Annotated in this window: 8 protein-coding genes; 4 read left to right on the top strand and 4 right to left on the bottom strand. The window is 60.7% G+C overall.

What is annotated here, in order from left to right; genetic code table 11:
* Positions 1-96: 96 nt before the first annotated feature.
* The 4 genes from WX88_RS13590 to msrA all read right to left on the bottom strand — a co-directional run bounded on the left by WX88_RS13590 (position 97) and on the right by msrA (position 7,447).
* Complete coding sequence (locus WX88_RS13590; protein WP_046244917.1) at positions 97-891, bottom strand: amidohydrolase; 795 nt, start codon at positions 889-891, stop codon at positions 97-99.
* Positions 892-917: 26 nt separating this feature from the next.
* A complete protein-coding gene (locus WX88_RS13585; RefSeq protein ID WP_046244916.1) occupies positions 918-2,069 on the bottom strand; it encodes a methionine aminotransferase in 1,152 nt (383 codons plus the stop codon).
* A gap of 274 nt (positions 2,070-2,343) precedes the next feature.
* Positions 2,344-6,570 carry a PAS domain-containing sensor histidine kinase gene (locus WX88_RS13580; RefSeq protein WP_046244915.1) on the bottom strand — a complete coding sequence of 1,409 codons (4,227 nt, stop codon included), beginning with the start codon at positions 6,568-6,570 and terminating at the stop codon, positions 2,344-2,346.
* A gap of 202 nt (positions 6,571-6,772) precedes the next feature.
* Positions 6,773-7,447 (bottom strand): peptide-methionine (S)-S-oxide reductase MsrA, encoded by a 675-nt coding sequence (gene msrA / locus WX88_RS13575; RefSeq protein ID WP_046244914.1) that lies wholly within the window; start codon positions 7,445-7,447, stop codon positions 6,773-6,775.
* 351 nt (positions 7,448-7,798) lie between these two features.
* On the opposite strand from msrA, the gene WX88_RS13570 reads away from it, so the two are divergent.
* The 4 genes from WX88_RS13570 to WX88_RS13555 all read left to right on the top strand — a co-directional run bounded on the left by WX88_RS13570 (position 7,799) and on the right by WX88_RS13555 (position 13,714).
* Entirely contained in the window at positions 7,799-8,197 is a 399-nt protein-coding gene (locus WX88_RS13570) for a hypothetical protein (RefSeq protein ID WP_046244913.1), read from the top strand.
* A 93-nt stretch (positions 8,198-8,290) separates the two neighbouring features.
* Entirely contained in the window at positions 8,291-9,295 is a 1,005-nt protein-coding gene (locus tag WX88_RS13565) for a fatty acid desaturase (protein WP_046244912.1), read from the top strand.
* Between the two features lie 228 nt (positions 9,296-9,523).
* A complete protein-coding gene (locus WX88_RS13560; RefSeq protein ID WP_046244911.1) occupies positions 9,524-10,636 on the top strand; it encodes a glycerophosphodiester phosphodiesterase in 1,113 nt (370 codons plus the stop codon).
* 183 nt (positions 10,637-10,819) lie between these two features.
* Positions 10,820-13,714 carry a hypothetical protein gene (locus tag WX88_RS13555; RefSeq protein WP_046244910.1) on the top strand — a complete coding sequence of 965 codons (2,895 nt, stop codon included), beginning with the start codon at positions 10,820-10,822 and terminating at the stop codon, positions 13,712-13,714.
* Positions 13,715-13,738: the final 24 nt, after the last annotated feature.

Below are 13,738 nucleotides of genomic sequence, written 5' to 3'. Positions count from 1 at the left end.
TTTTAGTTTCCATGCTATTTAAATGACTAAATAACAGTGGCTATCTCAAACGGCCCGCCATGCTTCGGCTCCGCTCAGCAGGATGGGCTGCTACGCCTAGGATGGTTGAGTACTTAGCAATTCAAACGCATCCCCGTCGTTGAGAGCCGTGAACTTGGCTCGGAATTCATCTAAATCAGCTCGGTGTAGGGTGTGAGTGAAAACGCCGGCCTGGTCATTGATTTCAACTAAATAATTGCCTTTGGCATCGATAAGTGCCGAATCTCCCGCGTAGTCATGGCCCAGTGCATCCTGGCCGATGCGGTTCACGCCCAAGGCGCAGGCTACGTTCTCGATGGCGCGGGCTCGTAGCAGAGTCATCCAAGCGGTGCGGCGCACGGCGGGCCAGTTGGCCACGTAGAGCAGCAGGTCGTAGGGCGCTACGGGCTGGTTGCGGCTCCAGACGGGGAAGCGCAGGTCGTAGCACACCAATGGGCAGATGCGCCAGCCGCGCCATTCTTCCACCAGCCGGCTATGGCCGGGTGTGTACGTCTGCTGCTCCCCGGCCAGCGTGAACAGATGGCGTTTGTCGTAGTAGCTCAGGCTGCCGTCGGGGCGCACCCACAGCAGGCGGTTATAGTAAGCACCGTCTTCCTCAATAATGACACTGCCCGTGACCACGGCCTGATGCGCGGCGGCCTGCTCGCGCAGCCACGCCACGGTGGCGCCTGCCATAGTCTCAGCCTGGCTTTGGGCTTCCATGCTGAAGCTGGTCGTGAACATTTCAGGCAGCACGATGAGGTCAGTGGGGCCAGTCAGCTGCTTTAGGTGCTGGGCGATGGCGGCGCGGTTGGCTGCCGCATCATGCCAGTGCAGCGCGGTTTGAACGAGGGAAACGGTGAGGTGGGACATGAAAAGGATTGTAGAAATGCGCTATTCTAGCGCAGGCGGGCAGTTGCGGCTTCCAGCGTGGCGGCCTCCTTCGCAAAGCAGAACCGAATCAGCCCGTCGTCAAAACCGTCGTGGTAAAAGGCAGACACGGGAACTACAGCTACGCCCTTGTCACGGGCCAGGTAGTTGGCAAAGGCTAAGTCGGTTGCGGGGGAGAAGGCATCGTAGCGGGCCAGCTGGAAATAACCGCCAGGCACGGGCAGCAGGTCCCAGCCCGCGCCGTCCAGTAGGGCTCGGAAATGGTCGCGCTTCTGCTGGTAGAAATTGGCTAGGCCGCAGGCGTGCGCATCGGTGGTATCGGTTTCGAGGGCATCGGCCAAGGCGTGCTGGGTGGGCGTGTTCACGGCGAAGGTCACGAACTGGTGCACGCGCCGCACCTCGGTGGTGAGGGCCGGCGGGGCAATGCAGTAGCCTACTTTCCAGCCGGTGGCATGGTAAGTTTTGCCAAACGACGAGAGCACAAAGCTGCGCTCCCGCAGCTCCGGATGCTGGCGGGCGCTCAGGCGCGGCGCACCGTCGAACACGAGGTGTTCATACACTTCATCGCTGAGAACGAGTGCGTTGGTGCCCTCCAGCAGGCGAGCCAGCTGGTTCCAGTCATCAGCACTGAAAACTGCGCCGCTGGGGTTGTGGGGCGTGTTCACCATCACCAGCCGGGTGCGGGGCGATACTACCCGGCGCACCGTGTCCCAGTCGGGTCGGAAGTGCGGGGCGGGCAGGCGCACGTAGCGCGGTATCCCGCCCTGCAGCCGGATGGCCGGGCCGTACAAATCATACGCGGGCTCAAATACAACCACCTCATCGCCGGGCCGCACCACGGCGGCTAGCACAGCATACAGCGCCTCCGTAGCCCCGGCCGTGATGGTGATTTCGTGGGTTGGGTCGGGCGCCGGGGCATTGGCGTGGAGACGGGCTACCTGAGCGGCAATAGCGGCACGCAGTCGCGGCAGGCCCGGCATGGGCGCGTACTGGTGGTGGCCGGGGGTGCGGGCGTGGCGGGCCAGGGCCTCCAGCAATTCCTGCGGCGGGTCGTAGTCGGGGAAGCCCTGAGCTAGGTTGATGGCGCCGGTTTCCTGGGCCAGCAAAGTCATCTGGGTGAAAATGCTGATGCCAACATCGGGGAGTTTGGACTGGAACAAGGCGGTGGGTTGGTAAGGTGGTGGTTTGGTAGACGAAAGAACAACAAACGCCCCTTCTTACCAAGAAGAGGAAGTAGCTGCGAAGCGCACACTGGCGTGGTTACCTACGCCGAACGTTGGACTATTGGAACGTCTCAGCACCCATCGTTCATGCATCGTGTAATGAATGCAACTAAAGCTCTATCAATGCTGCCCCGCGCTCATCTGCGGCTCGAATATTCCCACCATATCTAAGGAGGAGAGCTTGACCAGCTTTTCTACGGAAAATCTCCTCCTACAAATAAATCTGAAACGTCGTGCCTTCGCCCACGGTACTGCTAACCTCCAGCCGGCCGCCGTGGTTTTGCACGATACGGTTGACGAGGTACAGCCCCATGCCGGTGCCTTCGACGTGGCTGTGGAAACGGCGAAACAGCTGGAACAGCTGCGGCCCGAACCGCTCCATGTCGATGCCGAGGCCATTGTCCTGCACCGTGAGAACGGGCCGACCAGTTACTGCGTCGGGGGTGCTACTGAGGCGGATGCGGGGTGCCCGGTCAGGGTCGGCATACTTGAGCGAGTTGCTGATGAGGTTGAAAAGCAGGCTTTGCAGGTTGGGGCGCACGAAACTCACCACGGGGCAGGTAGCGAAATCGAACTCGAACTGGGCGCCCAACTCCGTAACCTGGTCCTGGAGGCTGTTGATGACTTCATTCACGAGCTGAGCCAGCGCCACTTCCTCGCGGGGGGCGCCTTGCTGCTCGCGTTGCCCCCGCACGATGGCGCTCAAATCGTCGATGGTACCAAAAATCTGGGCCAAAGCCCGCTCAAAATAGGTGATGAGCTTGATGGCATCAGGGTCGCGGAAGTAAGCCGTGCGGGTCAGCTCCTCAAAAATGCCCGCCATGTTGTTGATGGGCTGCTTGAGGTCGTGCGAGGCGGTGTATACGAAGTTGTCAAGGTCCTCGTTGGTGCGAATCAGGCGGGCGTTCTGGGCTTCGAGCTGCTGCTGCACTTGCTTGAACTCGTGCACGTCGGTATTGGCGCCCACCCACAGGGCTACGGCCCCCGTTTGGTCCCGGATACATTCGGCCCGAGTCAGGAACCAGCGGTAGTGGCCCTGCTGGTCGCGCCAGCGGTGTTCGGCCTCATACGGCTCGCCGGTAGCAAGGCTGTGCTGCCAACGTTGCAGGGTAACGAACAAGTCGTCGGGGTGCACAAACCGTTCCCAGCCCCAGTCTTGCAGCTGCTCGAAGGTGCCGCCCGTGAAATCGTACCAGCGCTGGTTGTAGTAGTTGACGCTGCCATCGGGCAACGCCGTCCAGGCTAGTTGGGGAAGGGTTTCGAGGAGCTGCTGAAAGCGGTTCTGGCTCGATAATACCTGCTCCTGGAGCACGCGCTGCTGGTGCACGTCGGTATTGGTGCCGTACCACTTCAGCACTTGGCCGCCGGGTGCGCGGCGGGCCTGAGCCTGGCCCAAAAACCAGCGGTACTGCCCGTCGTAGCGGCGCAGGCGAAACTCAGCCTCGTAATAGCGCTGGGTGGCAATGGCGGCTTTCCACCGGTCCTGCATGTGGGCGCGGTCGTCGGGATGCACGAAGCTGAGCCAGTGAGCGGCCCCGTTTCGCTCCATTGCCTCGCCCACGTAGGCGGCCGTGCGGTGGTTATAGAAATCTATCGTCCCATCGGGCCGGGCCGTCCAGACCTGTTGCGGAATACTTTCGGCCTGAATGCGCAGTTCCTCCTCGCCCTCGCTCAACTGCTGCTGCAGCTTGCGCAGCTCGGTCACGTCGGTGTTGGTACCAAACCAGCGCACCACCGCCCCCGCCGCGTCACGAATAGGCCGGGCCCGGCTCAGAAACCAGCGGAATGCCCCGTCGTGGCGGCGCACCACGAAGGTATCTTCCCAGGGTGTCCCGCTCGCCACGCAGGCCAGATAGCGCGCCATAATGCCCTCCGCCAGCGCCGGGTCGTATAGGTGCCGGGCGCCCTGGGCCTGCATTTGCTCCGGGGTGGTGCCGGTGTAGTCGTACCACTGCTGGTTGTACCAAAAAACGCGACCGGTGGCATCGGCCATCCAGGCCAGCTGGGCCATGTTATCGGCCAGGGCTGCAAAGTCGGCGCGGCTGCGGGTCAGTTCCTGGGTACGCTCGTGCAGTTCATGAATTTCGACGGTGGCGGCGCTGAAGCCGGCGGGCTCCCCCGCTGCGTTGGTATAAGGCTGCGCTTTGGTTTGAAACCAGCGCAGCTCTCCGTCGTGCCGGCGGCAGCGGAAGGTGGCCTGCCAGGGCTGGCCCGCACTCATGGCCGCTCGGCTTATGGCGTCCACGGCCGTCTGGTCATCAGGCGGTAAGACACTCCAGGTATCATTGAGCGGATTGGCAGGGTCCAGTCCGGTGTATTCGTAGAAGTACGGGTTAACGTAGGTAATGTCGCCGGCTGGGCTGAAATTGAGAATGAATACCGGCACGGAAGTCGTAATAGCCCGTACCTGCTCATCGCGGCGGCTCATTTCGGCTGCCAGCTGTTCGGCCTGCTGGCGGGCCCGCACCCGCTCGCTCACATCCAGGGCGAAGTTGAGAATGCCGGTTACCTGGTTCTGCTCGTCACGCAGAGCAATGTAGCTAAAGTCGAAGTACCGGTCGAGAGGGGTGATGCCATCTTTCATGTGCACCAGCACCTCCTGCCCCGCAACCATTTCGCCGGTTTGGTATACGTGGTCGAGTAGCTTCGTAAAGCCTTGATGAACAAGCTCGGGCAAACATTCCGCCAATGGCTGGCCCAGGCATGCCCGATGGCCCAGCAGCTCATCATACTGCGTGTTGAAGAAGGTAAAGCGGTGGTCGGGCCCGGCTACGGTGGCGATGAAGGCCGGGGCCTGGTCCAGAATGTTACTCAGCTGCTGGTCTTTGGCCTCTAGCCGCCGCTGGGTTTCGCGCAACTCGTGCACGTCGAGCGCAGAACCGAACCATTGCCGAACGCGGCCGGCGGCCTGGGCCTCTTCCAGCGGCTCAGGTACGCCCTGGCACGTAAACCAGCGGTACTCGCCGTCGTGCTGGCGTAGGCGCAGTTCGTAGCGCCAGGGCTGGCCGGCGGCCAGGGCCGCTGCGTATTTCTGGCCGATGCGAGGCTGGTCATCGGGATGCACCCGGGTCTGCCACTCCAGGTCAAGGTTGTCGGCAGGACTGGTGTTGGTGTAGGCGTACCACTGGGGACTAGCGTAGAGAATCCGGCCCTCCTGGTCGCTGATGAAGGTGATGGAAGGCAGGCTTTCCGTGACACGGCGCAGGCGCTGGTCGGCGGCCTGGGCTTCGGCCAGCAGGGCTTGGTTGCGGAGGCGAGCCAGGACCTTTTCGGTCACATCAATGCCGTAAGCCAGCACGCCCCGGCCCGACTCGCTGCGCAGGGGCAGGTAGCCAAAGTCGTTGTAGCGCTCCTTCATTTCGCCGGTGGTCGGGTCCAGCATTGCCGTCCGCTCCTCGTGGCCGAAGTGCGGCTCGCCGCTGTCGCGCACTTGGTTGAGGAGCTTTAAATAGCCCTGAGCAGCTACTTCCGGTAGGCTTTCGGCCACACCACGGCCCACTTCGGCGCGGCCACCCATCGCCTGCCGGGCTTTGGCTGATAGAAAGCTGAAGGCCAGTTCCGGCCCCTCCATTGTGCTGATGGTAAGCGGAAGTTGGTCAAAAATGCGCTGCATATGCCGCTGTTGGCCTTCCAGCCGGAGTTGGGCACTATGCTGGGCCTCCACATCGGTGCCCGCTCCAAACCAGCGTCGCACTTGCCCACCGGGTCCTCGCTGGGGCATCACGTGCAGTAAAAACCGGCGGTACTCGCCATCGGCCGCCCGCAGCCGAAATTCGGCTTCGAAGGGTTGCTCCGAACTCAGGGCATTGGCCCAGCGCGCCCGCAGGGGCACCATGTCGTCGGGATGAATCAGTTGGGCCCACAGTGCCCGGCGTCCTTCCGGATCCAGCTGCAGCGCGTCGTGCCCGGTGTAGTCGATGAATCGCTGGTTGGTATATTCTGTTTCGCCCCGGGAATTGGTGGCCCAGATGAGGAGGGGCAGGCTCTCAGCTAGGAAGCGAAATTGTTCTTGCTCCTGCTCGGCGGCGCGTTGGTTGCGTAGGTACTCGCTCACGTTTCGCAGGCGCACCAGCACGTACTGTGGTCCGCCGGGCGGCACCGGTTGCAAGGTCGCCTGCCAGTAGGAAGGAGCCCCGGCGCCTGGTGGCACGGGAGGGAGCGTTGGCGTCAGCACTTGACCTGTGCCGGCTAAGGCGCCCGCCAACCCGGCCTCCCACGCGGCGGCGTCGGCCAGAACGGCCCCCACCGCTTCGGTAGCGGCCCGCAATACGGTCAACGGCTGGCCAGCCAGAGTGGTGGCAGCCCCGGCGGGCAGCAGGTCGGCCATGGCCAGGTTCAGGCTCAGCACGGTGCCGTCGGGCGCCAGCACCGCGTGCGGGGCAGGCAGCATCGCAAACAGCTGTTCAAAATCCAGAACGGGCGGAGCAGAGACGGACATAAAGGCAGATGCAACGGAAAGCAGCCGATGACGCGGCGCTTTCAACTCCAAAGATAGTCTCGCCCAGACCGTCGAACCGGCCCTCACGAAAAAGCCCCGGCCAAAATGACCAGGGCTTACAAATGAATGCTGATTAGTGCCTTATATTCAGGTTGAAGCGGACTTTGAAAGCTCAGATGCAGGTTGGTAAATAACAGCTGGTCTACAGCGGGTTCTTGATGTCTTGCGGGAAAGCTTTGCGGACGTGCTCCACCTTGTGCTCCGAGACGTTGGTGATGTAAGGGTTTTCCGGGTGCAGGCGGTAGTAGCCCTGGTGGTAGGCCTCGGCGGGCCAGAACTTCTGGAATGGCACCACCTGGGTCACAATTTTGCCGCTGTATATTTTCGAAGCGTTGACTTTGGCAATGGTGGCTTCGAGGATTTTCTTCTCCTCCGGCGTGCGATAGAAGGCGGCTGAGCGGTACTCGGGTCCGGCATCGGGGCCCTGACGGTTGAGCTGGGTGGGGTCGTGCGAGGCGGTGAAGAAGATGTCGGTCAGCTTCTGGTAGCTCACTACTTTGGGGTCGTAGTAAATCTGCACGGTTTCGGTATGGCCCGTGGTTTTGTCGGCTACTTCCTCGTAGGTCGGGTTGGCTTTGGTGCCGCCGGCGTAGCCGCTCACCACTTGCTTCACCCCCTTAATTTGCTCGAAGGCCTCCTCCTGGGCCCAGAAGCATCCCCCGGCAAATGTGGCCATGGCTAAGCCGGTCAAGTTAGCGGGTGCGAAACCGGCCGTGGAGCGCGGCGGATTCTGGGCATCGGCCGGGTGCTGGGTGCCGCAGGCGAATGTGAATGCCAACACACTCAAGTTGGCAAGGGATTTCAATCGGTTTTTCATGGAAACTAGTAAGACAGAAATAATGCCGAAACCGGCTGTTTTGCCACAGTAGACGCCGCTGGCTGGTAAACCTTACGTCTGCGCTAACGCCTTCAGCAATAAGGTACGAATTCTGGTTCGGTACGGCTTGCAGTTGGTAGCTGGCAAGTCTGAAGCGAGGCCAAAAGTTATCGAGCGCCCTGACTATCTGACGGTAGCTTTTACCGTATTCGACAGCCTGATTTAAGTACTTATCCCGGTTGTGTTAGCACTAATAGGTCGGAGATAGTGGGCAAATATAAATTTGAGGGCATTTTGTATCCTTTGCTACGTATTTGCCGTAGCAGGTAGGATTGCTCTTGACCACTAATTATGGCCTTACAAACCTTACTCGAAGAACCTCATATTACTATTGCCTATGACCACGAGAATGAATGGATCCACGCCGACTGGCATGGCAACCAGGACTTGGCCAGCGTGCAGCACGGCGCCCTGCAAATACTGCGACTCATGCAGCTGCACCGCACACACAAAGTGCTGAATGATAACACACGGGTGACCAGTATGTGGAGCGAAGCCGCCGAGTGGGGTGGTAAAGAATGGTTTCCGGCTATGGCTGCTGCCGGCCTAGAGTATTTTGCGTGGGTGTACTCGACCAATGTATACAGCCGCTTGTCTACTGACTTAACCCTGCAATTCACGGTGGGAAAATCCGTTATAGCGACATTCGACGACATTGAGACGGCCAAAGCGTGGCTGATACAGATGTAGTATCAGCAGTATTCACAAGCTGAACTATTTGCCGTATTTTTGTTTGAAAGCCGAAGCGCGGCTATACTCCTCCGCGCCCGCTACCCGTTCTTTATGGCCCAAGCTCCCACCGCCTTCACCGTCGCCACGGCTCCCGAGCCGCACCGCGTCCGTACCCGCCAAATCATCAAGGCCCACCCCGAGGTGAAGCAGTTGATGACGCGTAATCCCACCACCTTCCTCATTGGGATGGGCTGCGTGGCCGCCCAGATAGCGCTAGCCTACCTGCTGCGCAACCAAGCTTGGTACTGGACTATTCCGGTGGCCTATCTTGTCGGGGCATTTTTCTCACACACTCTGTTTGTGGTGATTCATGAGGCAGCTCACAATCTGGTATTTAAGAAAATGTGGCAGAACGTAGCCACTGGAATTCTGGCCAATTTCCCGTCGATATTTCCCACGGCCATCAGCTTTAAGAATTTCCACATCAAGCACCATGTCTTCCAGGGCGTGCACGAGCTTGATGCTGACTTGCCCGACTGGTATGAGGCGAAGCTGATCCATAACTACAGCATTGGCAAGGCCATCTGGCTGTTTTTCTTTCCATTGTTTCAGGTGATTCGGACGGCGCGCTGCCGTGAGGTGGCCACCGTGGACCGCTACGTATTTGCCAACATCGTAGCCCAGGTGGCTTTCGATGTGGCCATCGTCTACTTCTTCGGCTGGACGGCGCTGCTCTATCTTTTCCTCAGCTTCTGGTTCTCCGTGGGCCTGCACCCGCTCGGTGCCCGCTGGATTCAGGAGCACTACCTCACCCTCAGCCCCGAGCAGGAAACCTACTCCTACTATGGCCGCCTGAATGGCATCAACCTCAACGTGGGTTTTCACAACGAGCACCACGACATGCCTAGCATTCCGTGGAACAACCTGCCCAAGCTCAAATCGGTAGCGCCCGAGTTCTATGAGCCCTTGATGGCTCACACCAGCTACACCAAGCTGTTCTTCATGTTCTTGTTCGACCAGGAAATCAGCCTCTACTCGCGCATTACGCGGAAGGAGCGTGGCACCGCGACGCTCAAGGACCAGAGCGTGCCGGATAAAGACCTGATTTCGGCGTAGAATTGAATGACAAACGCAGAAAAGCGGCTGTTTCTCAGGAAGCAGCCGCTTTTTTATTAGGGCAGGCAGAGCGCAGCCGGATGGACTGTTATTTCCTTATCTGGTGTGCCGTTGCTTCGATGCAGCGGCGTCGCCCAGGTATAGCCACCGTAAAAATTTGATAATCTGTACTTGGTCAGGGAGTAACCTTGCCGGTCAAATTTTGTGGTGGACTAAACCAAATGAGCTGTGAAAAACTTCTTCTACCTGCTGATAGCTGCGGGCCTCTTACAAGCCAGCGCCTGCAAGAAAGACTCCGATTCTTCCGTGACACCTCCCCAGTACAAGACCCTCGACGGCAAAGCTCCGTTGGTGATTGCCCACCGCGGGGCCTCGGGCCTGCTGCCCGAACACACCCTGGAGGCCTACCAAAAGGCCATCGAGGACGGTGCTGATTTTATTGAGCAGGACCTCGTATTGACTAAAGACCTGGTGCTGGTGTGCCGGCACGAGCCCATGCTGTCGGGCACGACCAATGTGGCCGACCTGCCCGAGTTTGCGAGCCGTAAAACCACTAAGATGGTGGACGGCGTGGCCTACAACGACTGGTTCGTGAGCGACTTCACACTGGCCGAAATCAAAACCATTAAAGCTAAACAGGCCCTGGCCGACCGGCCGCAGCAGTTCAACGGGCTTTACAATATCCCCACTTTTCAGGAGGTTATCGACTTGGCCAAGGCGCAAACCGTGGCCAAAGGCCGGACCATCGGCATCTATCCCGAAACCAAGCACCCCACATTTCACGAGACCCTGGGACTGCCCCTCACCAGCAAGCTGATGGAGGCCCTCACCGCTGCCGGCTGGAACAACCGCGAAGCCCCGGTCTTCGTGCAGTCGTTTGAAGTGAGCAACCTGCGCGCCATCCGCGACCAGTTTAAGTCGACAGTGAAAACTGTACAACTGCTGGATGCCGACGATGTGGACGCCGCTGGCAACGTAACTATGGTCGCACCCTACGCGCAGCCTTACGATTTCGTGGTTTCGGGTGACAAGCGCACCTTCCTCGACCTGACGAAGGATGCGGGGTTGGACTTCGTGAAAACCTACGCCACTGGCATCGGACCCTGGAAGCCCTACATCCAGCCCTACACGCCTACGGCGAAGCTGCCGGCTACTTCGCTCATTGAGCGGGCCCACCAGCGCGGCCTCATCGTCCACGCTTTCACCTTCCGCAACGAGCCTCGTTACCTGCTGCCCGCTTACGAAAAGAACCCGACGGCTGAATACCAGAATTTCTACGACCTCGGCCTCGACGGTGTGTTCTCCGACTATACCGCCACGGCCGTAGCAGCTAAGAAATAGTCAATCTCGTTTGAGCCCCTAAACAAAACGGCTGCTCCACCCGGAGCAGCCGCTTTGTTTAGGGCTCGGGCTTTGTCAAAGGACCTTCATTTAGGGATGAGGTACTACATAGGCTCAACGTGACGTTCTTTAGTCTCCGTTTTCGAGGGCTCGGCTGAAGGGCCCTTCATTTAGAGACACTACATGCGTCGTTTGTTACTATGCGGGCTGCTGGGCCTGTTCAAATCGGGCCTCGGGCAAGCCCAAACGCTCCCCGTTTTAACCCAAAACCCACCGTCGCTGCGCTGGAACGAGGTGCGCACCCCGCACTTCCGGGTGCTATACGCGGGCAGTATCGACTCGGCGGCGCAGCGCACGGCGGCGCGGCTGGAGCAGCTGCATGGGCCCGGCGTGACCACGCTCGGCGTCAGCCCCCGGCCCATCAGCGTGGTGATGCAGAATCAGACGACGGTACCCAATGGCTTCGTGACGTTTCTGCCGCGGCACGCCGAGTTCTTTACCACACCGCAGCAGGGTCTTGGACTGGGTACCGTTGACTGGCTCGATGGGCTGGCGGTGCATGAGTTCCGGCACGTGGGGCAGTTTGAGAAAGCCCGGCAAGGGATAGGGAAAGTGCTGGGGCCGCTGTTTGGCGATGGTGCGCTGGGCATTGCGGCCGTAGGCGTGCCGCAGTGGTTTTTCGAGGGCGACGCCGTGGGTACCGAAACGGCCCTCACACGCAGTGGCCGGGGCCGCATCCCCAACTTCAACGTGGGCCTGCGGGCCAACTTGCTGGCCGGCAGGCGGTATTCATACCAAAAGGCCGTGAATGGCTCCCTGCGCGACAACGTGCCCGACTGGTACGTGCTGGGCTACTTCCTGACTTCTTACCTGAAAACGCACTATGGGCCGGCCGTGTGGTCATCGGCGCTCAACGACTACTATCGGGCTCCATTTTATCCGTTCTCGTTTTCCCGAAGCATCCGGCGCACCACCGGCCTCACGGTGGAGCAGCTGTACGACCGTACGATGACCGAAATCGACTCAACCTGGCGGGTCCAGCAAGCCGCGCTGCCCGCTAATACACCAGTGCGCGAAATGCGGGTTGAAGCGTCGGAAAGAATCTTCACCCAGTACGAATACCCGCAGTACGTAACCGATAGCACGGTGCTGGTCCTGAAAACCGGCCTCGCCTACATTCCGCAGTTGGTGCTGCTGAGCCGCCACGGGGCCGAGCAGCGGGTTTTCACCCCCGGCCAGCTGAATATTCCCGAAATGCTCTCGGTGAATGGAGGCAAAGCGGTGTGGCCTGAGTTCCAGCAGCACGCTCGCTGGGGCCAGCGTATTGCCTCGGAGTTGAAGGTGCTGGACCTGAAAACCGGCCGGCTTACGCGCATCGGCAAAGGTGCCCGCTATAGCGCCGCGGCTCTCTCGCCCGATGGTGCGCGCCTCGTGGCTACGCGCACCGATGCCAGCTACCACCATGCCCTCGTCGTTCTTGATGCCCAAACCGGCGCAGAAATTCAGACCCTACCTAACCCGCAAAACGACTTCTACCAGCAGCCCCGCTGGCACCCTGATGGTCGTCGTATCGTAGCCGTGGCATTGAGTGCCACCGGCAAAACCATCCTGCTCATCGACCCCACCGGGCCTGCTACGGGCACAAGTAAAGCCCTGCTGCCCGTGGCCAACGTGAACCTGACCAACCCCCAGCCCTGGCGTAATTTTGTGCTCTACAATTCCTCCCAGTCGGGTCTTGATGCATTGTATGCGGTGAGCGCCCGCACGGGGCAAACCTACCGCGTGACTGTCCGCCCGCTGGGGGCCTACCACGCGGCCGTGGCGCCAGGTGGTCGCACCCTGGCCTTTCATGATTATCGGGCCACTGGGGCGCGGGTGGTGGAAATGCCGCTCGATACCACGACCTGGGTGCCTGTTCCCACTGCCACTGTCGATGTTCCGGGGCCGTACGCGGCCGCCCTCACCGCCAGGGAGCCCGCCGGCCAACTGTTATCGCGGCTGCTGACGCCGCCCAGCGCGGCCCAACCTGATTCGGTGGGGGCGCGCTATGGGGTGCGGCGGTACTCGCCGCTGCGGCACGCCTTCAACCTGTTCAGCTACGGGGTGGTGCAAAGCCCCAGCGGCAATGCGGTGAGCGTAGGTTTGCGCTCGCAGGACTTTCTGAACACCACGCAGGTATTTGCCGGCGTGGGCTACGACCAAACCGAGCGCACCTTTAGCGCCACGGGGGCGCTTAGCTACCAGGCACTCTTTCCGGTGGTGGACGTGGACGTGACCCACGGTGGGCGCGACGCGGCCGTGCTTTATCGGGGCGGCACTTACCGCGACCAGTGGCAGTATACCCGCCTCACGGCCGGGCTGCGTTTGCCGCTCAATCTTACGCGTTCGAAGTATTTGCAGGCGCTGTCGCTGGGTACTTATTTCCTGCACGAGCGGGTGTACGGCTACAATCTGCCCACCCGAAAAATATCTGAAGCTGGGCCTAATCAGCCCCTTAATGCCCTGCAAACGACGCTGAGCTATGCGTCGCAGCTCAGGCTTAGCGCGCGCGACGTGGCTCCGCGGAGTGGCGTTACGTTCCTTGGCACCTGGCGTACTACGCCCTTTGGGGCCGGCCTGGAGGCCAGGCAGTGGGCGGCGCAGGGCAGCGTGTACTTGCCGGGGCTGGCCCGCCACCACGCCATTCGCCTGCGGGCCGGCTACCAGTGGCAGGACCAGGCCCGATACCGGTTTGCCCCGGCCGTGTCGTTTCCACGCGGCGAGGACTACGTGAGCTTCGACCGCCTGCGGGTGGCCAGCTTCGACTACAATCTGCCGTTGGCTTTCACGCACATAGAGCTGGGGCGCCTGCTTTACGTGCAGCGCCTGCGGGCGGCCTTTTTCGGCGATGCGGCGCAGGGCAACGACAGCCGCGGCACCGTGGCGCAGCTGAACTACCGCAACGTGGGCGTGGATGCGCTGGTTCTATTCAACGTGCTGCGCCTGCGCACGCCAATCGAGGCCGGGGTGCGCGTGGTGTACAGTACCACGGTGCGGCAGTGGGTAGTAGAGCCGCTGGCATTCAGCATCCGTCTGTAGAGCACGGGGGCACCTCACTCCTGG

The organism is Hymenobacter terrenus (assembly GCF_000972495.1).
GTDB classification, from domain to species: domain Bacteria; phylum Bacteroidota; class Bacteroidia; order Cytophagales; family Hymenobacteraceae; genus Hymenobacter; species Hymenobacter terrenus.
The sequence above is the reverse complement of the archived record's forward strand: the minus strand, read 5'-3'. Positions and strand labels throughout refer to the sequence as shown.